A 21,577-nucleotide genomic window follows, 5' to 3' on the forward strand; every position below is an offset into this window, starting at 1 on the left:
ATGTGCCTGATTCTGGTGGCCTGGCAGGTGCATCGGGACTATCCCCTGGTCCTGGCGGCCAACCGGGACGAATACTACCGCCGCCCCACCCTGCCCCTGGCGCCCTGGGAGGAAGCCCCGGACATCCTCGGCGGGCGGGACCTGGAAGCCGGCGGCAGCTGGCTGGCCTGCCACCGGAACGGCCGCTTTGCCGCAGTCACCAATGTCCGCCAGGGCCGCCCCGAAGCCGCCCCCCGCTCCCGAGGCGCGCTTATTGGAAACTACCTCAAGAACCACACCCAGGCAGATGAATTCATTAAAGAAATTGAACCGGACTCCTACGGCGGCCTGAACCTGCTCCTAGGGGACCGGGAACGTCTTCTTTACTGGAGCAACCGCAACGGCAGGCAGCCGCAAGCCCTGAAGCCAGGCATCTACGGTCTCTCCAATCACCAGCTGGAAACCCCCTGGCCCAAGCTGCTGGCCGCCAAACAAGCCTTCGAACAGGCCCTGGAACAGCTACCGGCCACGGAACCCTTCTTCGCGCTGCTGGCCAACCGGGAACGGGCTACCGACGGGGAACTGCCGGACACGGGCATTCCCCTGGACAAGGAACGCATGCTTTCGGCCATTTTCGTGAGTTCGGAAGATTACGGCACCCGGGCATCAACCCTGGTCCTGGGCCACAGGCAGGGGGGCTTCACCCTGCAGGAACGCAGTTTCGGCCCTGGCGGCAGCTACTTGGGAGAACAACGGGCTCAGGCTTCGGTGATGTCCACCGGGGTGTAAGGAGGCACCAGGTCGAAGAGCTCCAGGATGTCCCGGTTGCGCATGCGGATGCAGCCATGGGATTGGGCCTCCCCCATGGGCGCCTGCTCGCTGGTGCCATGGATGTAGATGTAGCGGCGCATGGTATCCACCTCTCCCAGACGGTTGCAGCCGGGCTCACAGCCGGACAGCCAGAGGATGCGGGTCAGGATCCAGTCCCGTCCGGGATAGGCGGCATCCAGCTCCGGGGACCAGATTTCCCCCGTGGGCCGCCGCCCGGAAAACACCGTAAACAATGGACAGCCGGCCCCGATCTTGGCCCGCACCAGATGCCGCCCCCGGGGCGTCTGGTAACTGCCCTGCCGCTCCCCGGCGCCCCGGGCCCCCGTGGACACCGGATAACGGCGCAGCAGCTCCCCCGCGTCATCGAGCAATTCCAGGGTCTGGGCCGCCAGGGAGATGCGCATCAGCACGGGCAATCCTCCACCCGCTTGCGCCGCCGGGCCGCAAAGAAATCGCTCAGGAGGCGGCTGCATTCCTCCGCCAGCACCCCGCCCACCACCTCCGCGTGATGGTTCAGGCGGGTTTCCGCAAACAGGTCCAGGATGCTGCCATGGACGCCGGTCTTGGGGTCCCGGGCGCCGTAGATCACCCGGGCGATGCGGGCATGCATGATGGCCCCGGCGCACATGGCGCAGGGTTCCAGGGTGACGAACAGTTCGCACCCGGGCAGGCGGTAGTTGCCCAGATTCCGGGCAGCATCCCGCAGGGCCGCCACCTCGGCGTGGGCGGTGGGATCGTGGTCGCCGATGGGGGAATTGAAGCCCCGGCCCACGATCACCCCCTGCCGCACCACAATAGCCCCCACGGGCACCTCGCCCAGGCAGCCGGCAGCCTCAGCCTGGGACAGGGCCTCGCGCATGAAGAATTCGTCGCTCATCATGGCAGTTGCACCATCCTTCTCCGGCGCACCCGCTGGCGCCAGGCCCACCAGATTTTCAGGCGCCAGATCCAGGACACCAGCAGATAGGCGCCCAGCCCCCCGAGGGCGGCAAAGATGCCCAGCCCCAGCAGCAGCGGCTTGCCCAGGCCGGTGATCTTGTCCCAGATGCTTTCCTGATCGGCACCCTCTTCCCCGGCGGCGGCCCCGGGGAGCGGCGGAGGCGCTGCATCCTCACCCAGCAGGGTGGCCCCCACCTGGTAGGCCAGATAATAGATGGGACCGAAAGTCACCGGATTGGTCACCAGGGTGCTGGCCACAGCGGTCGGCACATTGGCCCGCAGCAGCACGGCAAAAGCGGCCGAAAAGGGAATCTGGGCAATGGGAATCAGGAGACCGAAGAAGATGCCCAGCCCCAGGCCCACGGCGATGCCCCGGCGGGAAAAGTGCCACAGGCGCGGATGCTTCAGGGCAGGCCCCAGCCAGCGCAGGCCCCAGGTGTTGGCGAGGCGGTCCGGGTCCGGCAGGAAGCGCTTGAAAAATTGGCTCATGGGGGTGTGGTGGACTCGAAAAGCCCGGTCAGGAAGAGGTCAGCCCCACCCGCCAGCAGGTTGCAAAAAAGGCGCTACGATAGCCCCAATCGGGACGCCACTCAAGGGCCGCGCCCCTTGCTGCAGCGGGGGGCCACCAGGTCTGGGAGTGGAAAAACCCGGGCCAGGTTCCCGCCCCTGGCACCAGCAAACTCAAGCGTCGGGAAAAATACCGTCCACGTAGTACCAGCGCCCCTCTTGGAGCCGGAAACGACTGCGCTCCCGGAGCCGGTGGGCCCGCCCTCCCACCTTGTAGCGGGCCACGAATTCCACCTCCCCCTCGCCCCCCTTCGGCACAGGCGCCTGCACAACCTCCAGCCCCAGCCAGCGCACCGCATCTTCACCCAGACCCAGGGGCCCCGGGCGGGTACCCGGATGCCAGGTTTCCAGCAGATACGCTTCCAGCCCCAGGACGTAGGCCCCATAGCGGGAGCGCATCAGGGCTTCCGGGGTGACGGCCGGCACCCCCTGGTGCAAGGGCCCGCAACAGGCCTCGTAGCTGTTGCCACTGCCGCAGGGACAGCCCCCGCTCTGAGTTTTCTGGCGCCCCATCAGCCTATCCCTCCCAGCACATGCAGGAACACCAGGACGATCCCCAGAGGCGCCAGATAACGCAGCACCCGGTACCAGGCGGAGAAAGCGCCGTCCGGCAGGCGCATCTCCTCCTGCACTGGCGCCCGGCCCATGGCCCAGCCGACGAACAGGGCTATGGCCAGACCGGACAGGGGCATCAGGATGCGGCTGGTGAGGAAATCCAGAAGCTCGAAGAGGTTGAGCCCGAACAGGGTGTAAGCCGACCAGTTGTTGAAGGACAGGCAGACCCCCAGCCCCAGGAACCAGACAGCCAGCCCCGTGCCCCAGGCCGCCGGCCCCCGACGGATGCCCAGACGCTCGGTGAGCCAGGCCACGAAGGGTTCCACCAGGGAAATGGCGGAAGTCCAGGCGGCAAAGAGCACCAGGATGAAGAAGAAGATGGCGAACACCTGTCCCCCCGGCATGGCCGAAAAGGCCAAGGGCAGGGTCTGCAGGATCAGCCCGGGACCGGAAGCCGGCTCCAGCCCCTGGGCGAAGGTCAGGGAAAAGATCGCCAGGCCCGCCAGCAGCCCCACCAGGGTGCCCGCCAGCGCCACCCAGAGGCTGGTGGCCCCGATACTGGAATCCTGGTCCAGGTAGGACCCGTAGGCCATGATGGCCCCCATGCCCAGGCTCAGGGAAAAGAAGGCGTGCCCCACGGCCGCCAGAATCACCCCAGGGGTCAGGTCCCCGGGCTTGAAATCGAACATGAAGTGCCAGGCCGCCCCCATGTCCCCCGCCACCCCGCCCCACAGGGTGAGCAGCACCAGGATCAGGAACAGGGCCGGCATCATCACCCGGTTGGCTTTTTCGATACCGGCGATCACGCCCCGGGCCACCACCCCCACGGTGAGGATCATGAACAGGCTGTGCCAGACCATCATCTGCCCGGGATTCCCGAGCAGGGCCTCGAAGCTGGCCCCGGCGGCCGCCGCCGTTTCGACCCGGAAACCGGTCAGGGCCTTGAACAGGTAGTCAAGAATCCAGCCCGCCACCACGCTGTAGAAGGAAAGGATGAGCAGGGCCCCCACCACCCCGACCCAGCCCACCAGCCCCCACCAGGAAGAACTGCGGGTTTCCCCTGCCACGTTGAGCATGGCCGACACCGGGTTGCCCCGCCCCCGTCGGCCGATCATGATTTCCGCCATCAGCAGGGGCAGACCGATCAGCAGCACGCAGACCAGATACACCAGCACGAAGGCGCTGCCCCCCTGGGAACCGGCCATGTAGGGGAACTTCCAGATATTGCCCAGGCCCACGGCGGAACCTATGGTCACCAGGATGAAGGCCCAGCGGTTGGTCCAGGTGGAACGGAAGGAGGCAGGTTGGCTCATGGGATTTCCGATACTTTTGATAACGTTATCAAAATCAGGGCTTGCCGCGCTTGCGGCCCTGGTCCCGCTGGGTGCTTTCCTTCCAGATTCCCGCCACGGCGGCGCCCGCCGCAAAGGTCTGGTGCAGGTCGCCGCTCTCCACGGCCCTCAGCAACTGTTCCATGGCCCGCTGCAGGGCCCGTTGTTCAGCCTGGCGCCGGGCCCGGTACAGACGCATGTTCTGGCGCACCTGCTCGCCCCGGTCCGCATAACGGCTTTTGGGCCGGCCCCGGCTGCGGCCCGGGGCTTCATCCGGCAGCGCCGGGACAGAAGAAGGATCGGTACGGGAATCGGGCATGGAACGGGAGGCCGGCGCCTGGGTTAAAATTTGTATAACGTTATATTAAATGCAGAGGCGCACCGCGCCATCCCCCATGCCTGAAAATCTTTCCCCCCTCCAGTTCCGCCCCATGCAGGCCAGCGACCTGGAACAGGTGCTGCAACTCCAGTACCAGGCCTACCACAGCGACTTCCATGAAGGTCCGGACACCTTTGCCGGCAAGCTGGCCCGCTACCCCGACAGCGCCTGGGTAGCCGTGCGCCAGCACCATCTGCTGGCCTACCTGTTCGCCCAGCCGGCCTGCTGCGGCCTGCCGCCTCCCCTGAATGACCCGGGCCTGGAGGTGGGTACCGCCGATGCCCTGCATCTGCACGACATGGCGGTGGCCCCGGAGGCTCAGGGCCAGGGGCTGGCCCGCCGCCTGCTCGACGGCGCCCTGGCCTGGGGCAGCCGCCAGGGCTGGCGCTGGGTCACCCTGGTGGCGGTGCAGGACTCGGCCCCCTACTGGCGCCGCTTCGGTTTTAATGACGCAGCGCCGGAAAAATCCCTGGAAAGCTACGGCCCCGGTGCCGTGTACCTGACCCGCCCCCTGTGAAACCCGAAGAGAGGTCCGCCATGCCCAAACTCCACGCCGAACTGGAACGGCTCTATTTCCTCCCGGGCCAGGCCCTGCCCCCTGCCCCCCTGCGGCTGGTGGGCGCGGACGGAGAGAGCCGCTGCCTGGTGCTCGGCCTTTCCCGGGGAGAAGACTGGGAGGCCCTGGCCAAGCTCTGCGCCGCCGTGCAGGATGAACTGGCCCTGCCCGCCCCGGCCCTGTCCGTGTCGCCCACGGCCAGTTTCCAGGCCTGGTTCTCCCTGGCGGAGCCGGTACCCCGGGCCCAGGCGGAAGCCTTTCTCGAAGCCCTGGTCCGCCAGCATCTGGCCGGGCTGCCGGCCGCCAGGGTGCATATTTTTCCCCGACCCGGGGCGGACATCTTGAACCCGGTCCCGGCCTTCGACCCGGAAAGCGGCCGCTGGTCGGCCTTCATCGACCCGGGCATGGGCAGCATGTTCGCCGACGCCCCGGGCCTGGACCTGGCCCCCAACCCGGAACGGCAGGCCGACATGCTGGCGGGCATCGGCAGCATCCGCCCCGCCGATTTCAGCCGCGCCCTGGCCCAGCTCACCCAGGCGCCGGAAGGCGCTGCCGGCCCGGGGCCCCGACAGGACCCCAGGCAGTTCCTGCTGGCAGTGATGCAGGATGAGAAAGTGGCATTGCGGGAACGGATCAGGGCCGCCAAGGCCCTGCTGCCCTACTGGAAGTGAGCCTCGGCCGTGCCTGCCCCGGGCAACCGGGCCAGGCACGGCGCGCCATGATCAGTCGGCGGCCGCCGGGCGCGGCAGATGCAGGGCCGGCAGACGGGCGGTTTCCACCCAGCGGTGAAACAGGGTCCCCGCCCCCAGGCTGGCAGCCCAGGCCAGGCCCATGCCCATCAGGTTGAGCCAGGGATCCTCGCCTCCGTAGCGGACGAACAGGCTATTGACCACCAGGCAGACGGGAAAGTGCACCAGGAAGGTGGAGTAGGAGATGCGCGCAAGGAAAGTCACCGGACGCCAGTCTGGCCAGCGCTCCAGGATACCGCCTCTGCGGGCCAGCACCAGGCAGGCAGCCACCCCCAGGGCCACGGCGATGCGCAGCCGGAAGTCCAGCAGCAGGGCCAGCAGGGCAGCGCCGAACACCAGCGCCAGCATCAGGCTGCGGCCCCGACCGCTCCAGCGGGGATCCGAACCCCACCAGGCCAGGACCCCCAGGGCGTAGGAGCCGAAGAAGTACGGGGCCCAGATATCCCATTCCGCATCCCGGTTGAAATGAAACAGGGAGGCCAGGGCCAGCCCCAGGACCAGGGCCATGCCCAGGTAACGGCGCCGGGCCCCCAGCCAGAGCAGCAGAACCAGGAGCGCAAAGAGCTGGAAGTCTATGGCCACATACCAGACCCCGGCCGACAGGGCCTCCACGCCCAGGATGTTGTGCAGCAGCAGGGCATGGGCGGCAAACTGGGTCCAGCCCGGCGCCGCCGGGATGGATTCGTGATCCATCCACCGGTCCGCCAGCCAGGCCCCGGCTATGGCCACCAGCAGGGCCACCAGATAGGGGCCGGCCAGGCGCCGGTAACGTTGCAGGATCAAGGGCAGCGGAGTCAGGCCGGACCGCAGGCGCCCCTCGGGCGCCAGCCCCCGGGCCGCTAGAAAGCCGCCTACCACCAGGAACACCTGCACCGCGATACGGGCATACTCACTGAACCAATCCACCAGCCCGGGCAGAAGCTCCCGGGCTGCGTCGGACATGGGGCCGTAGAAGGCCAGATGATGCAGCACCACCAACTGGGCTGCCGAGGCCTTCAACAGGTCGATGAAGGCCAGGCGCCGGACTGTATTGGACATGACGGTTTCAGGCGACCTCTTGTACGCGGGCAGCAATGTGGGCCAGGGCTTCTTCCACCTGGTCCACCAGGATCAGGCAGACATCCCCTGCCTCCAGGCGTTCCAGGGCCCGGTCTATGGCCAGGAACTCGCCCCGCACCTCATCCACGTAGGTGGTGCGGCTCGCCCCTTCCAGCCCCTGGCGCAGCAGGGCCAGCACCTCTCCATCAGCCCGGCCCCGCTGACACTGGTCCTGGTAGAGGATCACGTCATCGAAGGCCGTACCGAGAATCTGGGTCTGCTGCCGGATATCCTCGTCGCGCCGGTCCCCGGCGCCGCTGATGACCACCGAACGACGCCGGGAAGGCATGCTGTCGATGGCCTGGACCAGGGCCTGGATCGCGTCCGGATTGTGGCCGTAATCGGCGATCAGTGTGGCGCCCCGGTAGTCGAACAGGTTGAAACGGCCGGGCGCGGTGCTGGCATCGCTGACGAAGCTGGCCAGCTGGCGGCGGATGGTGGGCCAGTCCAGGCCCAAGGCCCAGGCGGCGGCCGTGGCGGCCAGGACGTTATCCACCTGGAAGCCGATGCTGCCGCCCCGGGTGAGGGGCACCCGGGCCAGGGAAATGCGCTGCTGCTCCTCCCCCTGGGCCACATAGACCAGATGACCGTCACTCACGTAGACGCCCCGCTTGCCCTTGGCCAGATGGGTGGACAGCACCGGATGGTGGGCATCCTGGGCGAAGAAGATGATGCCGCCGGGACACTGCTCGGCCATCTTCACCACCACTGGGTCAGTGGCATTCAGCACCGCCATGCCGTCGGGAGCCACGTTTTCCACGATCACCCGCTTGACCACCGCCAGGTCTTCCACGGTGCTGATGTAGGACAGCCCCAGGTGGTCCCCCTGGCCGATATTGGTGACCACGGCCACGTTGCAACGGTCGAAGCCCAGCCCCTCGCGCAGCACGCCGCCCCGGGCGGTCTCGAACACCGCCGCATCCACTTCCGGATGCATGAGCACGTTGCGGGCGCTCCGGGGGCCGCTGCAGTCGCCGGTATCGATGCGCCTGTCCTGGATGTAGACCCCGTCCGTGGTGGTCATGCCCACCCGCAGCTTGTCGCCGGTCAGCATGTGGGCGATCAGCCGCACGGTGGTGGTCTTGCCGTTGGTACCGGCCACCGCCACCACGGGAATGCGGCCATTGCCGCCGTCGCCGAACAGGGTGGAGATGATGGCCTCGCCCACGGGCCGGCCCCGCCCGAAGGAAGGCTGCAGGTGCATGCGCAGGCCCGGGGCCGCATTCACTTCGACGATGCCGCCCCCCTGCTCTTCCAGGGGTTTCAGCACGGTCTGGCAGACCACGTCCACACCGCAGATGTCCAGGCCCACCATCTGGGCCGCATCCACGGCCCGGGCTGCCAGTTCCGGATGCACGTCCCCGGTCACGTCGGTGGCGGTGCCCCCGGTAGACAGGTTGGCGTTGTTGCGCAGGGCCACCAGGGCGCCCTTGGGCGGCACGCTGTCGGCGCTGTAACCCTGTTTTTCCAGGGTGGCCAGGGCGATGTCGTCAAAACGGATCTTGGTGAGCGCCGTGCCGTGGCCCTCGCCCCGGCGCGGGTCGCTGTTGACCTGCTGCACCAGTTCCCGGATGGAATGGACCCCGTCGCCGATCACCTGGGGCGGATCCCGGCGGGCGGCCGCCACCAGCTGATTACCCACCACCAGCAGACGGAAGTCCTGGCCCGGCAGATAGCGCTCCACCAGCACCTTGGAACTGATCTCGGAAGCCACTGCATAGGCGGCCAGCACCTCTTCCCGGGTGCTGAGGTTCACCGCCACCCCCTTGCCCTGGTTGCCGTCCTGGGGTTTGACCACCACGGCGCCACCGATTTCCTGGGCGGCGGCCCAGGCGTCCTCGGCATCCTCCACGGCCCGGCCCAGGGGCACGGGGACCCCGGCCGCCCGGAGCAGATCCTTGGTCAGGTCCTTGTCCTGGGCGATGGCCTCGGCAATGGCGCTGGTGCGGTCGATCTCTGCGGCCTGGATGCGGCGCTGGCGGCTGCCCCAGCCGAACTGCACCAGGCTGCCGGAAGTCAGGCGGCGGAAGGGGATGTTGCGGGCGATGGCCGCGTCGACGATGGCGCCGGTGCTGGGCCCCAGGCGCTCGTCCTCGTCCAGCTCCCGGAGTTCCGCCAGGGCCTGTTCCAGATCGAAGGGCGTGTCCGCCAGGGCGGCCCGGCACAAGGCCTCGGCCAGGGCCAGGGCGCGGCGGCCCACGGCTTCCTCGGTGTATTCCACCACCACCTGGTACACCCCGGTTTCCACGGTCTGGGTGGTGCGCCCGAAGGTTACCGGGCAGCCGGCGCTGACCTGGAGCCCCAGGGCGGACAGCTGCAGGGCGTGGGCTAGGGAAAAGGTCTGGGCCGTGTCGGCCAGGGCCACCTGGCCGATTTCCGGGAAGCGTGCCCGCAGGCGGGTTTCGAACTGGGGATGATGACGGCTCAGCTGCCGTTCGCTTTCCTCACAGCTGACGATGGCCTCGATGGAGGTGTGGCGGCTCCACAGATTGGGACCGCGCAAGGCGCGGATACGGGAAATTTCCATGACAGGAATCCTCTGGATATTCTTTTTTTCGGATGATCAGGCAGCAGCGGGGAAGGTTTCCAGGCCGGCCCGGATCACGTCGGTGCCCAGGCCCAGGGCCCAGGCAGCGGCCACGGCGGCCAGCAGGCTGTCGGCCATGGGGCCTGCCACCAGATGGGGCTGCAGGCTGGCCATCTCCAGGAACGGGGTTTCGTGCCCCTCCTGGGCCAGCACCAGCTGGCCAGCGCGGATGAACACCGCCCTGCCCCCCTGGACACAATGTTCGCGCAGCACCGGCAGTTCCCCGTCCCGGGCGAAGTAGATCACTTCCCCATCGGCAAGGCGGGCCATGTCGGCCACCTGGGCATCCGCCGCATTGAGCACGGCGGCCCCGCCTTCGAGCACCACATCCACCTGGGTGCGCAGCACGTTGTAGATCTGCTCCGGCGTTTCCACGTAATGGTGGGAAAGATCGGCCATGGGCGCGCTGTTCAGGACGATACCCACCTGGCAGCGGTCATAGGCCAGGCCATCCCGGAGGATGGCGTCGGCGCCGTTCTCGATCACGGCCGCCTGGACCTGGCGGTTCATCAGCACCCGGCGGGCCGCCTCCCACTGGACCTTGGCCGTTTGGGCCCCTGTTTCCACCTGGCGGCGGTTGAGGAAGATGCCGTCGCTGCAGGCCATGCCGATGTATTGGCCGGTGAGGTCAAGGAAATGGGTCAGCAGCCGCGCCGTGGCGGTCTTGCCCCTAGCCCCGGTGATGCCCACCACGGGCACCCGGCCGCTGTCGCCATTGGGGAACAGCAGCTCGACGATGGCCTTGCCCACGGGCCGGGGCTTGCCCTCGGCGGGCTTCAGGTGCATCAGCAGGCCGGGACCGGCATTGACCTCGACGATGGCCCCCGCCTGGGGCTCCAGGGGCTTGGAGATGTCCTGCACCACCAGGTCCACCCCGGCGATGTCGAGCCCCACGATGCGGGCGGCCAGGGCCACGGTGCGGGCCGTGTCCGGGTGCACCTCGTCAGTGCAGTCGATGGCCAGGTTGCCGATGCGCTGCACCACCACCACCTTGCCCGCGGCCGGCACGTCTTCGGGGGTGTAGCCCTGGCGCTGGATTTCCAGCCGGGCGGCGGAATCCAGGCCGATGAAGTTGAGGGGATGCTCCTCGCTGCTGCCCCGACGGGGATCGGCGTTGATCTGCAGGTCGATCAGCTCGCGCACGCTGTGCTGGCCATCCCCCACCACCTGGGCAATTTCGCCCCGGGTAGCCGCCACCACCTGGTCACCCACCACCAGGAGCCGGTGCTCGATGCCGGGAATGTAGCGCTCGACAATGACGTTGCTGCCTTCTTCATTGGCAACCCGGTAGGCGGCCTCCACCTCTGCCCGGGTATTCAGGTTGAGGAACACGCCGCGGCCGTGGTTGCCGTCATCGGGCTTGACCACCACCGGCAGGCCGATGTCCTCGGCAGCTTCCCAGGCCGCCTCGGGGTTATCCACCAGCTGCCCCTCGGGGACCGGCAGGCCGCAGGACTGGAGCAGGGTCTTGGTCAGATCCTTGTCCCGGGAAATGCTTTCGGCAATGGCGCTGGTACGGTCGGTTTCCGCCGTCCAGATGCGGCGCTGGCGGCAGCCGTAACCCAACTGCACCAGGTTACCGTCGGTGAGACGGATGGCGGGAATATCCCGGTCGTCGGCGGCATCCACGATGCAGCCGGTGCTGGGGCCCAGGCAGTGAGTATCCACCAGATCCTTCAGGTGTTCGACGCAGGCGGCCACGTCAAAGGGCCGGTTCTCGATGGCCGCCATCACCAGATCGCGGCCGTACTGGAGGGCAGTCCGGGTCACCTGTTCGTTCCAGGCCCGCACCACCACCTTGTAGACACCCCGTTCGGAAACTTCCCGGGCCTTGCCGAAACCGCCGGGCATGCCGGCCAGGTTCTGCAGCTCCAGGGTCACGTGTTCGAGGATGTGCCCGGGCCAGGTGCCTTCCTGGACCCGGCGCAGGAAACCGCCCCGCTCTTCATAGCTGCAGCGATGTTCGATCAGGGAAGGCAGCCAGGCCGACAGACGTTCATAGAAACCGGGAATCTTGTTGGAGGGGAAGTCCTCCAGTTCGCCAATATCCACCAGGGCCTCCAGGACCGGGCGGTAGGTCCAGACATTGGGACCGCGCAGATACTGGATGCGGCGGAATTCGATGCTTTTATGGGTCATTTTTATGGGGATATTCCAGCGTGGATTAATCGACACCGTTCATGTCCGGTGCCCAAATAAACGCATCATTCCACAGCTGGTTTACCCGCGCCTGAAATAATTGTGCCAAATGAAAAGGGCTCCCAGATAAAACAGGGAGCCCCTGGGCACCGCGGAACCCCGCGTCAGGCGGACACGGACAGGCCGCTGTCGGTGCTGCTGCCGGAGCCGTAGGCCTGCACCAGATCCATGATGCGCCGCATGATGGCCGCCTCGCTGGTGCTGTCGGTGCTGGCCGTGCTGCTGGTCGTCTCGGTATTGCTGGACTCCTGGTAAGCCCTGGCTTCCTGACTGCTGACCTTGCCATCCCCGTCGGTATCGGCCGCATCGAAGTTGGCAGCCAGGCTGTTCATCAGGGTGGCCAGATTGCTGTCCTCGGTGCTGCTGGCCAGGGACTCCAGCTCCTCGGCCGTAAAGCCCTCGTCCTCCTCGCTGCTTGCCTCGGCGGGCGGCGGCGGCGGAGGCATGCCGGAGGCCACGCGCATGGCGTCAAACTGGCTGTTCAGATCCTCGGCCAGCTTTTCCAGGTTGCTGGACATCTCGTCCTTGGTGATCTTGCCGTCCCCGTCCTGATCCAGGCTGCTGAACACCTGCTCGGCACTGACCCCCGAGTCGCTGCCGGAATCCAGCTGACTGAAAGCGTTTTCCAGATCGCTGACTTCCAGGTAGCCCTGACCCTTGGTGTCCAGCTGGGAGAACAGTTTATCGACGACCTCGGACGTGTCGTTCTTCAGGGAACGGGTGCTGTAGTACTGGGACAGACTTGAGTTGCTGCTGACGCTGCTGATAGACATGGCGAACTCCTCGCAAATGCAATGATGGACGAACCTGAAGGGGCCGTTGCCGGCCTCTCCCCGGGGTACCTGCCGCCCCTTGCCAGGCCGGAGGCTGCTCCCCCCTATTGCAATTAACCGGCCTAAATCACTGAATATTCAGGTTATTCGAAGTAAATCCGGGTAAAGTTAAGTTAAGGAAAAACAGCCCTGGCCCGGTTCTTCGAGCATTTCCCCGGCGCCGGAGCCCGGTAGCGGCAGTCCGCCCCGGCATGGCGGCAAAAAGGGGCACATGCCCCGGCAGCAAATCCGGATTGGAAAACATGGGCTTGCATGAACAGACCGGAGAGGGCGGCAAGTTTTGCCGCCCCCGGAGGCTGCCGGTCACGCCTGGAACAGAGGCACACAGCCGCGCCCACCCTGTTTCAGCGGGGCTCCTGCCCCCGGAGCGGAGGATGGCGGCCTTCAGGCCCGGGCCGGGGGCCTGCGTCGGGGCCGGGCCCCTCCCGGCGCGGAGGCCGGGAAGCCAAGGTCTGGCGCTGCTCGGGGGTCAGCAGTTCATACATCTGGTGCTCACTGCGCACCTGCAGCAAGGTGAGTTCCGCCAGGGCCTCCGCCCGGCGCTGGACCAGGGCCCGGACCCTGGCCTCGTCATAGGCGGGTGACAGCCCCAGCTCGGCCAGGGCGGCATCGGCCCGGGCCAGGGCCTTGCCCAGTTCGCGCCGCTGCCTGGCCTGGCCGTGCATGAGCTCGAACAGCTTGTCCTGCTGGGCTTCGCTCAAACCCAGGCCCGCCAGGAACGGCGGCAGGGGCTCACCCTGGAAGGGGCCGGGCCGGCAGTCGGCCCCGGCCAGGCGCTGCGGCGGCGGCAGTTCCGGACCGGGAGGCATCTGGGCCCGGGCCGGCAGGGGCAGGCCCAGGGCGAGGCTGCTCAAGAGCAGGAAGTGTCTGAGATCGAAAGTGTGGGACATGGGAATCTCCTTGGTAATGGCTGGGCCGGACCTGATCGGACAGGGGCGCCCGGGGCCATGCCATTGTGTTTCAGGCGCCGGTTAAAGGCGGTAAGTCCCATGTAAATCCTGGTAAAGCCAGGCAGCGCCCGGGTTAGGAGCGGGAGGCTTGGCGCTATCATGGGCAGCGCTGAAACAGGAGGTTGCAAGAAATGGCGAAGTTGTTGCTGGTGGACGATGACCAGGAATTGTCGGCGATGCTGCGGGAGTACCTGGAACAGGAGGGCTTTGCCGTGACCCTGGTCCACGATGGCGAAAGCGGCAGCCGTGAGGCCCTGAGCGGCAGGCATGATCTGGCCGTGCTCGACGTGATGATGCCCCTGATGAGCGGGGTCGAGGTGCTGGGGCGGATCCGGGCCCAGAGCGACATGCCGGTGATCATGCTGACGGCCAAGGGAGATGATGTGGACCGCATCGTCGGCCTGGAAATGGGCGCCGACGACTACGTGCCCAAGCCCTGCACCCCCCGGGAACTGGCCGCCCGCATCCGCGCCGTGCTGCGCCGCTTCCAGGCCCGGGACGAGGGGGACGACAGCCTGTCCCAGCCCATCCTGGCCGGCCCCCTGAAACTCTTTCCCCAGCTGCGCACCGCCGAGTGGAAGACGCTGCCCCTGGAACTGACCAGCACCGAATTCAACCTGCTCGCCCTGCTGGCCCGGCATGCAGGCAAGGCCGTGAGCAAGGGGGAGCTGTCCGAACAGGGGCTGGGCCGCCCCCTGTCCCGCTTCGACCGCAGCATCGACGTGCACATGAGCCGCATCCGGCACAAGCTGGGACAGCGGGCCGACGGCCAGAACTGGATCCAGACCATCCGCAACCAGGGCTACCAGCTGTCCCGGGAATAAGCGATGGGACGCCTGTTCTGGAAATTCTTCCTGGCCTTCCAGGGCGCCCAGCTGCTCCTGGGGGGCAGCGTTGGCCTGTTCATCTGGCTGCATGCGGACAGCCGCCAGCAGCTCCTGAACAGGGACCCGCGCAGTCAACTGGTGCTGCAGCTGGCCGCTCAGGTCCTGCGCCAGGGCGGCGAAACCGCCCTGCGCCGGCAGTTGCAGGACTACCGGGGGCCGGAACAGATCCTGGTGGTGGATGCAGGGGGCCGGGAGCTCCTGGACCGCCCCCTGGATCCCGAGCCCCTGGCCGCCGCCCGGCAGATGCTGGCCGCCGGCCAGGCAAACGGGGAGGCCGCAGCCCTGCAGGTCCTGAGCCCGGCGGGCCAGACCTACCTGCTCTACATGCCGCCCCATTCCCCGGGTCTCCGCCCGCCCCCGGAATTCCGCGCACCACTCCCGGACGAGGCGGGCCTCCGGCCACCGCTGCCCGGAATGGAGGGAGCCGGCCCCTCCCCCGGTCCCCGGCCCCTGCCCTGGTTCCACATCCTGGCCGGACTGCTGGCCAGCCTCGCCTTCAGCGCCCTGCTGGCCTGGTACGTGGTCAAGCCCATCCGCCAGTTGCAGGCCGCCTTCCGGGCCGTGGCCTCGGGCCGGCTCGATACCCGGGTAGGGGCGCACCTGGGCCGCCGGCACGATGAGTTCGCCCAGCTGGGGGAGGATTTCGACGCCATGGCTCAGCAGCTGGAATCCCTGATCACCTCCCAGCGCCGCCTGTTCCACGACGTTTCCCATGAACTGCGTTCGCCCCTGGCCAGGCTGGAAGCCGCCATCGGTCTGGCCCAGCAGAACCCGGAAAAGATGGCCGTGACCCTGGAGCGGGTGACGCGGGAAACCCGGCGCATGGACGGGCTGGTGGGCGAACTGCTGACCCTGGCCCGCCTGGAGTCGGGCATGCCCGGCCCCATGGACGAGGCGGTGGACGTGGCCGCCCTGCTCCAAGGCATCGTCGAGGACGCCAGCTTCGAAGCCTCCGGCAGCGGCTGCCGGGTGGAATACCGGGGCCCCGAACAGGCCTGGGTGCGGGGTCGGGAGGAACTCCTGGGCCGGGCCCTGGAAAACGTGATCCGCAACGCCCTCAAGTATTCGCCGCCCGGAGGGCTGATCGACGTGAAAGCGGCGGCCGCAGACGGCTGGCTGCGGCTTAACATCGGCGACCAGGGCCCCGGGGTGCCACCGGAAGCCCTGGAAACCATCTTCAAACCCTTCTGCCGGGCCCACCCGCACAGCCACCCGAACGGCTACGGCCTGGGACTGGCGATTGCCCGCCGCGCCCTGGAAACCCACGGGGGCCGGATCACGGCGGAAAACCGGCCCGGCGGCGGCCTGTTGATGCAGATCACCCTGCCTCTGCTGCCCAAGGCTCCATGACATGATGCTGGAGACAAAATAGGCCCAAAGTGATAGATTCTCCAAAAACGCGGAGAAATCATGCATACAGGCCGCAGGACCTTCCTGGCAGGACTTGCCGTCTTGCCACTGCTACTATCCGGAACCGGAGCCCGTGCCGACACCCGGCTGACCCTGGGCATCATGCCCTTCAACAGCGCCCTGGCCCTGCTCAAGACCCACCAGCCCCTGCGCCAGGCCCTGGAAGCCCGCCTGGGCCAGCCCATCGACGTGTTCACGGCGGCCGACTACACGAGCTTCGTGCGCGAGTCCCTGGCCGGGCGCTATGACCTGCTGATCACCGGCCCCCACTTCGCGGTGATGTCGGCGGAAAAGGGCTACGTGCCCCTGGTCCATTACCGTGCCCCCCTGCAGCCCATCTTCGTCATCCGTCCGGACAGCGGCATCGGCGATGCGGAGGCCCTGCGCGGCCGGGTGATCGCCCTGTCCAGCCTGTTTTCCATCTCCTCCATCGGCGGCATGAAATGGCTGGCCGACAAGGGCATGCAGGCGGGCCGCGACTACCGCATCCGCGAATATCCCACCCACGGAGCCGCCATCGCCGCGGTGGCGGTGGGCGAAGCCGACGCCGCCCTGACCACCCACACCCCCCTGAAGCAGATTCCTCCCGACGTGCGCAGCAAGGTGGTGGAACTGCCCTCGGAAATCCGCATTCCGCACCTGATGACCCTGGCCCACCGCCGCCTCGGGGACAACCGCATCGCCGCGATCAGGAAGGCCCTGCGGGACTTCGCCGAGAGCCCCTCAGGCCAGCGTTTCTTCCTCGACACCGGCTACCAGGGCTACGACCCGGTCAGCGATGCCGACCTCCAGGCCCTCACCCCCTATGTGGCCATCGTGCGCCAGCAGATGGAACTGGAAACCCCGTAACCCAAGGCCACCATGAGCTCCGTCCCCTTTTTCCGCTCCCTCCGTTCCCGTCTGCTGCTGGCGGCCCTGATCATCGAACTCCTGGCCCTGGCCGGGATGCTGGTCAGCGGCCTGCTGCGCATGGAGGAGGAACTGGCCCGCCAGCTGAACCAGCATGTGGTGTCCCTGGAACGGGCCTACCAGACCGCCATCGCGGTGCCCCTGGTGGCCCGGGACTATGCCACCCTGCGGGACATTCTCGACGGCTGGCGCCAGACCGATGAACTGCTTTACATCGCGGTCCGGGACCCCCAGGGCCAGATCCTCGCCGCCTCCGGCATCGATGCCGGACAGACCCTGCCGGAACCCCAGGCCAGCGTCCCCTGGGGGCAGACCCTGCATGTGCGCTTCCCGGTCACCTACATCGGCCAGACCTATGGGGAGGTGCAGCTGGGCCTGTCCACCGGGTTCATCGCCGCCGCCCGCAGCCGCCTGATCTGGCAGGGCATGAGCGTCGCCCTGGCGGGCATCCTGCTCACGGCCATCATGCTCTTTGTCACCAGCCTGTGGCTCACCCGCCACCTGCGCACCTTGGCCGAAGCAGCCAGCCGGGTCGCCGAAGGGGACTACCGGGTGCATGTGGACATTTCCACCCAGGACGAAATCGGCCTCCTGGCCCGCAGCTTCAACACCATGGCCAGCGCCGTGGAAACCCGGGTGGAGGAACTGGCCCACCAGGCCGGCCACGACCCCCTCACCGGGCTGCACAACCGCCGCGCCTTCGAGGCCTACCTGGAGGAAGCCCTGCGCCTCTGCCACAACCAGGCCCTGTACGTGCTCTACCTGGATCTGGACCAGTTCAAGGCCGTCAATGACAGCTGCGGCCATGCCGCCGGCGACCGCCTGCTGCAGAACCTGGCCCGGGTCATGAGCGAGCGCTTCGGCGCCGATTTCGTGGCCCGGCTGGGGGGTGACGAGTTCGGCCTGATCATCCGCAACAAGACCCTGGAGCAGGCTCGCCAGAGCGCTCAGCGGATGACTGACGAGATCCGCGCCCTGCCCTTCATCTGGGAAGGCAAGGCCTTCCAGTTGGGGGCCAGCGTCGGCCTGGTGCAGGTCTCGCCCCAGATCGACACGGTGACCGGCCTGCTGATCGCCGCCGATACCGCCTGTTATGCGGCCAAGGAGCACGGCCGCAACCGGGTGGAGGTCTATGCCCCCGGAGACGATTATTTCCGCCAGCGCCAGCAGGAGCTCCTGTCCCTGACCGGCATCACCGCCGCCCTCCAGGAAGACCGTTTCGTGCTCTACCACCAGCGCATTGCCTGCCTGGATGGCCGCAACGCCGACCACGCCGAAATCCTGATCCGCATGCGCGACCAGGATGGCCGCATCGTGCCCCCGGGCGAATTCATCCCGGCCGCCGAGCGCTACAACCTGATGCCCTTCATCGACCGCTGGGTCATCGACCACGCCCTGGCCCGCATCCGGGCCCGGCTGGATGCGGGGAACCTGCCCTTCCACCACCTCAACATCAACCTCTCCGGCGGCAGCCTGGCCGAGGAAGAGCTGCGCCACTTCATCGCCGCCCGCATCACCCATCACCGCATCGACCCCCGCCTGATCTGCTTCGAGATCACCGAAAGCCAGGCCATCGGCAACCTGGCCGGCGCCCTGGCCTTCATCGCCGATGCCCACCACATGGGCGCCACCATGGCCCTGGACGACTTCGGCAGCGGCCTCTCCTCCTTCGGCTACCTGAAGCGCTTCCATGTGGATTACCTGAAGATCGACGGCCAGTTCGTGCACAACCTGCTGCAGGACCCCATCGACCGGGCCACGGTGGAAGCCATCGTCGGCCTGGCCCGGGCCCATCAGCTGAAAACCGTGGCCGAATACGTGGCGGTGCCGGAGCTCCTGCCCATCCTGCGCGAACTGGGCGTGGACTACGCCCAGGGCTATGCCCTGCACCAGCCGGAACCGTTCTGAGCCCCGGCCGCGCAAATAAACCCCGGGCCCCGGTCAACCTGGGGCCCCATCGCCAGTTAACTCTGGCATCCGCTTTTGCGGATAATGCCGCCCTTCGGCGCCCTGCCGTCCTCCCCTGTTGATGCCGCCCATGTCCTTTGACGATCTGCGTAACCGTCTCGAATCCCAGCTGTCCCCGGAAGAAACCTCCCTGGCCGGCATGACCACCGACCTGGATGAGAACCTGCACTTTGCCCCCGGCTTCCTGCTGCTCAGCTCCCGGCGCCTCCTGGCCGCCAGTGCCAGCGGTCAGGTGCGGGAATGGGCCTGCCAGCCCGGCCTGGAGTTGCGGCGCCGGGACCATGCCGGGGTGGTCACCCTGGAACTCATGGATGCCCATGGCCGGCGGGCCTTCTGGCACTACACCCTGGGCCAGGACGTGCAGGCCCGGCGGCTGATGGATGCCTTTGCCGCCCGCATCCTGGAACTGGAAACCGGCCAGGCCCCCGAGGCGCCGGAAGAAATCCTCTGCGAACGCTGCCAGAACCCCATGGTGCCCGGCCAGGAAGAATGCCCCACCTGCGCCAAGGCCCTGCTGCAACCGCCTTCCACCTGGACCCTGCTGCGCCTCTGGCGCTTCGCCAGACCCTACCAGGGGCGGCTGCTGGCCGGCTTCCTGCTGACCCTGGCCGCCACCGCCTTCACCCTGGTGCCTCCCTACCTGACCATGCCGCTCATGGACGAGGTGCTGATTCCCTACCAGAACGGTCAGGCCATCGACCAGGACAAGGTGACCCTGTATCTGGGCGGCCTGCTGGTGGCGGCACTCATGGCCTGGGCACTGGGCTGGGCCAAGACCTATATCCTGGCCCTGGTGTCGGAGCGCATCGGCGCCGACCTGCGCACCACCACCTATGAACACCTGCAGGGCCTCTCCCTGGAATATTTCGGCGGCAAGCGCACCGGCGACCTGATGGCCCGCATCGGCAGCGAGTCGGACCGGATCTGCGTCTTCCTGTCCCTGCACCTGCTCGATTTCGCCACCGACGTGCTGATGATCGCCATGACCGCGGCCATCCTGATCTCCATCAATCCCTGGCTGGCCCTGGTGACCCTGCTGCCCCTGCCCTTCATCGCCTGGATGATCCACTTCGTGCGCGACAAGCTGCGCCACGGTTTCGAGCAGGTGGACCGGGTCTGGGCCGACGTCACCAGCGTGCTGGCCGACACCATCCCGGGCATCCGGGTGGTCAAGGCCTTCGCCCAGGAAAAGCGCGAGGTAGCCCGCTTCCGGGAAGCCAACAACCGCAACCTGGCGGTCAATGACCGGGTCAACTTCGTCTGGTCCCTGTTCACCCCCACGGTCACCCTGCTTACCGAAGTGGGCCTCCTGATCGTCTGGGGCTTCGGCATCTGGCTGGTGGCCCACGACGAGATCACCGTGGGCGTGCTGGCCGCCTTCCTGGCCTACATCGGCCGCTTCTACACCCGCCTGGATTCCATGAGCCGCATCGTCTCGGTGACCCAGAAGGCGGCCTCCGGGGCGAAGCGCATCTTCGACATCCTCGACCATGTCTCCAGCGTCCCCGAACCCACCAAACCCCAGCACCTGGAACGGGTGGAAGGCAGCATCAGCATCCAGCGGGTGGGCTTCCGCTACGGCAGCCGCACGGTGCTCAGGGGCGTGGACCTGGACATCCGCCCGGGCGAGATGATCGGCCTGGTGGGCCACTCCGGCTCGGGCAAGAGCACCCTGGTGAACCTGATCTGCCGCTTCTACGACGTGACCGACGGGGGCATCCATATCGACGGGGTGGACATCCGCAGCCTGCCCGTGTCCGAGTACAGGAAGCACATCGGCCTGGTGCTGCAGGAGCCCTTCCTGTTCTTCGGCACCATCGCCGAGAACATCGCCTACGGCCGCCCCGACGCCACCCGGGAGGAAATCGTCGCCGCCGCCCGGGCCGCCCATGCCCACGAATTCATCCTGCGCCTGCCCCACGGCTACGACTCCCTGGTGGGCGAACGGGGCCAGGCCCTCTCCGGCGGCGAGCGCCAGCGCATCTCCATCGCCCGGGCCCTGCTGATCGACCCGAAGATCCTGATCATGGACGAGGCCACTTCGGCCGTGGATACGGAAACCGAGCTGGAAATCCAGGGGGCCCTGGACAACCTGATCAAGGGCCGCACCACCATCGCCATCGCCCACCGCCTGTCCACCCTGAGAAAGGCCGACCGGCTGGTGGTCATGGACCGGGGCCAGATCGTGGAGATCGGCAATCACGACGAACTGATGGCCAAAGAAGACCATTACTACCGCCTCTACCAGGCCCAGACCAAGCAGCTGGACGAAGTGCTGGGCCTGCCCCCGGCCTCCGCCTGAGGAAAGCACCATGCAAACCCTACAACTGGAACGCAATGCCTTTGGCCAACTGGTGTTTACCGATGCCAGTGGCGAAGCCCACACCGGGGTTGTCCCCGTACGCGCCTTCGCCATCACCGCCCCCGACCAGGGTCTGGCCCTGATGAGCCCGGAAGGCCACGAACTGCTCTGGATCGACACCCTGGCAGCCCTGCCGGAAACCATGGCCCGGCTCCTCCAGGAAGAGCTGGAACAGCGGGAATTCATGCCGGAAATCCGCGCCATCCGCCACGTCAGCAGCTTTGCCACCCCCAGCACCTGGGAAGTGGACACGGACCGGGGCCCGACCCGGCTGGTGTTGAAGGGTGAGGAAGACATCCGCCGCCTGGGTCCCAACGCCCTGATCATCGCCGACCACCACGGCCTCCAGTACCTGATCCGGGACCGCCAGGCCCTGAACCACCAGAGCCGCAAGTTCCTCATGCGCTTCCTGTAAAACCCCGCCCCGGGATGCCGGGGCTGGCCCGCCCTGCTATCATTCGCCCCCGATGCGGCCCGCCAGACCGGGC

The 21,577-nt window shown here is 67.3% G+C and carries 20 protein-coding genes; 9 read left to right on the forward strand and 11 right to left on the reverse strand.

Features of this window, described 5'->3' with window-relative positions; all coding sequences use genetic code 11:
* The gene (locus G474_RS0100570) at window positions 1-768 is read left to right on the forward strand and encodes an NRDE family protein (protein WP_026685286.1); all 768 of its coding nucleotides are present in this window, start codon (window positions 1-3) and stop codon (window positions 766-768) included.
* On the opposite strand, the gene G474_RS0100575 is transcribed toward G474_RS0100570, so the two are convergent.
* From G474_RS0100575 to G474_RS0100600, 6 genes are all read right to left on the reverse strand, one after another.
* Window positions 738-1,220 (reverse strand): L,D-transpeptidase, encoded by a 483-nt coding sequence (locus G474_RS0100575; protein WP_026685287.1) that lies wholly within the window; start codon window positions 1,218-1,220, stop codon window positions 738-740. The two genes, G474_RS0100570 and G474_RS0100575, sit on opposite strands and share 31 nt — an antisense overlap.
* A complete protein-coding gene (tadA, locus tag G474_RS0100580) occupies window positions 1,214-1,687 on the reverse strand; it encodes a tRNA adenosine(34) deaminase TadA (RefSeq protein ID WP_026685288.1) in 474 nt (157 codons plus the stop codon). The genes G474_RS0100575 and tadA overlap by 7 nt, the downstream gene beginning before the upstream one ends.
* Entirely contained in the window at window positions 1,687-2,238 is a 552-nt protein-coding gene (locus tag G474_RS0100585) for a DUF2062 domain-containing protein (RefSeq protein ID WP_026685289.1), read from the reverse strand. The genes tadA and G474_RS0100585 overlap by 1 nt, the downstream gene beginning before the upstream one ends.
* Before the next feature lie 192 nt (window positions 2,239-2,430).
* Window positions 2,431-2,829, reverse strand: coding sequence for a YchJ family protein (locus G474_RS0100590; RefSeq protein ID WP_026685290.1), 399 nt, complete (start codon window positions 2,827-2,829; stop codon window positions 2,431-2,433).
* Complete coding sequence (locus tag G474_RS0100595) at window positions 2,829-4,184, reverse strand: sodium-dependent transporter (RefSeq protein ID WP_026685291.1); 1,356 nt, start codon at window positions 4,182-4,184, stop codon at window positions 2,829-2,831. Before G474_RS0100595 ends, G474_RS0100590 begins: the two co-directional genes overlap by 1 nt.
* A gap of 34 nt (window positions 4,185-4,218) precedes the next feature.
* Window positions 4,219-4,521, reverse strand: a complete 303-nt coding sequence (locus G474_RS0100600; RefSeq protein ID WP_026685292.1) for a hypothetical protein — start codon at window positions 4,519-4,521, stop codon at window positions 4,219-4,221.
* Window positions 4,522-4,597: 76 nt separating this feature from the next.
* Here G474_RS0100600 and G474_RS0100605 point away from each other — a divergent pair, with 76 nt between their 5' ends.
* Both G474_RS0100605 and G474_RS18905 read left to right on the forward strand, forming a co-directional pair.
* On the forward strand, window positions 4,598-5,098 hold the full coding sequence (locus tag G474_RS0100605; RefSeq protein ID WP_026685293.1) for a GNAT family N-acetyltransferase: 501 nt from the start codon (window positions 4,598-4,600) through the stop codon (window positions 5,096-5,098).
* A gap of 20 nt (window positions 5,099-5,118) precedes the next feature.
* Window positions 5,119-5,808, forward strand: coding sequence for a hypothetical protein (locus G474_RS18905; RefSeq protein ID WP_051281599.1), 690 nt, complete (start codon window positions 5,119-5,121; stop codon window positions 5,806-5,808).
* Between the two features lie 51 nt (window positions 5,809-5,859).
* On the opposite strand, the gene G474_RS18910 is transcribed toward G474_RS18905, so the two are convergent.
* The 5 genes from G474_RS18910 to G474_RS21725 all read right to left on the reverse strand — a co-directional run bounded on the left by G474_RS18910 (window position 5,860) and on the right by G474_RS21725 (window position 13,493).
* Window positions 5,860-6,924 (reverse strand): acyltransferase family protein, encoded by a 1,065-nt coding sequence (locus tag G474_RS18910; RefSeq protein ID WP_051281601.1) that lies wholly within the window; start codon window positions 6,922-6,924, stop codon window positions 5,860-5,862.
* Window positions 6,925-6,931: 7 nt separating this feature from the next.
* Complete coding sequence (gene cphA, locus G474_RS0100620) at window positions 6,932-9,511, reverse strand: cyanophycin synthetase (RefSeq protein WP_026685294.1); 2,580 nt, start codon at window positions 9,509-9,511, stop codon at window positions 6,932-6,934.
* Between the two features lie 36 nt (window positions 9,512-9,547).
* Complete coding sequence (locus G474_RS18915) at window positions 9,548-11,710, reverse strand: cyanophycin synthetase (RefSeq protein WP_043462717.1); 2,163 nt, start codon at window positions 11,708-11,710, stop codon at window positions 9,548-9,550.
* 164 nt (window positions 11,711-11,874) lie between these two features.
* Window positions 11,875-12,543: an EF-hand domain-containing protein gene (locus tag G474_RS0100630; RefSeq protein ID WP_026685295.1), complete on the reverse strand. Its 669-nt coding sequence runs from the start codon at window positions 12,541-12,543 to the stop codon at window positions 11,875-11,877.
* Between the two features lie 404 nt (window positions 12,544-12,947).
* Entirely contained in the window at window positions 12,948-13,493 is a 546-nt protein-coding gene (locus tag G474_RS21725) for a Spy/CpxP family protein refolding chaperone (protein WP_051281603.1), read from the reverse strand.
* A 191-nt stretch (window positions 13,494-13,684) separates the two neighbouring features.
* On the opposite strand from G474_RS21725, the gene G474_RS0100640 reads away from it, so the two are divergent.
* The 6 genes from G474_RS0100640 (at window position 13,685) to G474_RS0100665 (ending at window position 21,504) form a co-directional block, all read left to right on the forward strand.
* Window positions 13,685-14,377: a response regulator transcription factor gene (locus G474_RS0100640; protein ID WP_026685296.1), complete on the forward strand. Its 693-nt coding sequence runs from the start codon at window positions 13,685-13,687 to the stop codon at window positions 14,375-14,377.
* 3 nt (window positions 14,378-14,380) lie between these two features.
* A complete protein-coding gene (locus G474_RS0100645; protein ID WP_026685297.1) occupies window positions 14,381-15,790 on the forward strand; it encodes a sensor histidine kinase in 1,410 nt (469 codons plus the stop codon).
* Window positions 15,791-15,850: 60 nt separating this feature from the next.
* Window positions 15,851-16,699 carry a phosphate/phosphite/phosphonate ABC transporter substrate-binding protein gene (locus G474_RS0100650; RefSeq protein WP_084513493.1) on the forward strand — a complete coding sequence of 283 codons (849 nt, stop codon included), beginning with the start codon at window positions 15,851-15,853 and terminating at the stop codon, window positions 16,697-16,699.
* Window positions 16,700-16,711: 12 nt separating this feature from the next.
* Window positions 16,712-18,667: a putative bifunctional diguanylate cyclase/phosphodiesterase gene (locus tag G474_RS21730; RefSeq protein ID WP_051281605.1), complete on the forward strand. Its 1,956-nt coding sequence runs from the start codon at window positions 16,712-16,714 to the stop codon at window positions 18,665-18,667.
* Window positions 18,668-18,797: 130 nt separating this feature from the next.
* Window positions 18,798-21,029 carry a cyanophycin metabolism-associated ABC transporter gene (locus tag G474_RS0100660; protein WP_026685299.1) on the forward strand — a complete coding sequence of 744 codons (2,232 nt, stop codon included), beginning with the start codon at window positions 18,798-18,800 and terminating at the stop codon, window positions 21,027-21,029.
* Between the two features lie 10 nt (window positions 21,030-21,039).
* Window positions 21,040-21,504, forward strand: coding sequence for a cyanophycin metabolism-associated DUF1854 family protein (locus tag G474_RS0100665; RefSeq protein ID WP_026685300.1), 465 nt, complete (start codon window positions 21,040-21,042; stop codon window positions 21,502-21,504).
* Window positions 21,505-21,577 lie beyond the last annotated feature (73 nt).

The organism is Azovibrio restrictus DSM 23866 (assembly GCF_000429665.1).
In the GTDB taxonomy this organism is placed as follows: domain Bacteria; phylum Pseudomonadota; class Gammaproteobacteria; order Burkholderiales; family Rhodocyclaceae; genus Azovibrio; species Azovibrio restrictus.

What these genes read in the sequence shown, in the direction of transcription:
- G474_RS0100570 (WP_026685286.1), top strand. Translation starts at nt 1, where the DNA reads ATGTGCCTGATTCTGGTGGCCTGGCAGGTGCATCGGGACTATCCCCTG.
- tadA (WP_026685288.1), bottom strand. Translation starts at nt 1,687, where the DNA reads ATGAGCGACGAATTCTTCATGCGCGAGGCCCTGTCCCAGGCTGAGGCT.
- G474_RS0100585 (WP_026685289.1), bottom strand. Translation starts at nt 2,238, where the DNA reads ATGAGCCAATTTTTCAAGCGCTTCCTGCCGGACCCGGACCGCCTCGCC.
- G474_RS0100590 (WP_026685290.1), bottom strand. Translation starts at nt 2,829, where the DNA reads ATGGGGCGCCAGAAAACTCAGAGCGGGGGCTGTCCCTGCGGCAGTGGC.
- G474_RS0100595 (WP_026685291.1), bottom strand. Translation starts at nt 4,184, where the DNA reads ATGAGCCAACCTGCCTCCTTCCGTTCCACCTGGACCAACCGCTGGGCC.
- G474_RS0100600 (WP_026685292.1), bottom strand. Translation starts at nt 4,521, where the DNA reads ATGCCCGATTCCCGTACCGATCCTTCTTCTGTCCCGGCGCTGCCGGAT.
- G474_RS0100605 (WP_026685293.1), top strand. Translation starts at nt 4,598, where the DNA reads ATGCCTGAAAATCTTTCCCCCCTCCAGTTCCGCCCCATGCAGGCCAGC.
- G474_RS18905 (WP_051281599.1), top strand. Translation starts at nt 5,119, where the DNA reads ATGCCCAAACTCCACGCCGAACTGGAACGGCTCTATTTCCTCCCGGGC.
- G474_RS18910 (WP_051281601.1), bottom strand. Translation starts at nt 6,924, where the DNA reads ATGTCCAATACAGTCCGGCGCCTGGCCTTCATCGACCTGTTGAAGGCC.
- cphA (WP_026685294.1), bottom strand. Translation starts at nt 9,511, where the DNA reads ATGGAAATTTCCCGTATCCGCGCCTTGCGCGGTCCCAATCTGTGGAGC.
- G474_RS18915 (WP_043462717.1), bottom strand. Translation starts at nt 11,710, where the DNA reads ATGACCCATAAAAGCATCGAATTCCGCCGCATCCAGTATCTGCGCGGT.
- G474_RS0100630 (WP_026685295.1), bottom strand. Translation starts at nt 12,543, where the DNA reads ATGTCTATCAGCAGCGTCAGCAGCAACTCAAGTCTGTCCCAGTACTAC.
- G474_RS21725 (WP_051281603.1), bottom strand. Translation starts at nt 13,493, where the DNA reads ATGTCCCACACTTTCGATCTCAGACACTTCCTGCTCTTGAGCAGCCTC.
- G474_RS0100640 (WP_026685296.1), top strand. Translation starts at nt 13,685, where the DNA reads ATGGCGAAGTTGTTGCTGGTGGACGATGACCAGGAATTGTCGGCGATG.
- G474_RS0100645 (WP_026685297.1), top strand. Translation starts at nt 14,381, where the DNA reads ATGGGACGCCTGTTCTGGAAATTCTTCCTGGCCTTCCAGGGCGCCCAG.
- G474_RS0100650 (WP_084513493.1), top strand. Translation starts at nt 15,851, where the DNA reads ATGCATACAGGCCGCAGGACCTTCCTGGCAGGACTTGCCGTCTTGCCA.
- G474_RS21730 (WP_051281605.1), top strand. Translation starts at nt 16,712, where the DNA reads ATGAGCTCCGTCCCCTTTTTCCGCTCCCTCCGTTCCCGTCTGCTGCTG.
- G474_RS0100660 (WP_026685299.1), top strand. Translation starts at nt 18,798, where the DNA reads ATGTCCTTTGACGATCTGCGTAACCGTCTCGAATCCCAGCTGTCCCCG.
- G474_RS0100665 (WP_026685300.1), top strand. Translation starts at nt 21,040, where the DNA reads ATGCAAACCCTACAACTGGAACGCAATGCCTTTGGCCAACTGGTGTTT.